The sequence below is a fragment of the Allomuricauda sp. XS_ASV26 genome (assembly GCF_041224615.1).
Taxonomy (GTDB): domain Bacteria; phylum Bacteroidota; class Bacteroidia; order Flavobacteriales; family Flavobacteriaceae; genus Flagellimonas; species Flagellimonas alginolytica.
The window spans coordinates 1-210 of record NZ_JBGFGK010000009.1; the positions used below are offsets into that span (position 1 = coordinate 1).

Here is a 210-nt window from a genome sequence, read left to right on the forward strand (position 1 = left end):
ATCGGATACGAACGAGATCCAGAACATTGAGGAAGTACTGACTGATGGGAACGATGCGAACGGTCTAGTACTGACGGGCCTTGGTGCCCCGACCGCTGCGAGCGATGCCGCCACAAAGGCCTATGTGGACAGCGTGGCCGACGATGATATTACTGGAGTGAGCTTCGATGGCGGGACCAACGAGGTAACGGTCAGTGAGGGCGGTACAAG

1 protein-coding gene is annotated in these 210 nt (G+C 57.1%); it reads left to right on the top strand.

Translation table 11 applies throughout. The annotated features are described in order from the left end of the window. A partial coding sequence (locus AB9K32_RS00050; RefSeq protein ID WP_369884000.1) for a hypothetical protein occupies nt 1-210 on the top strand: 210 nt, incomplete at both ends.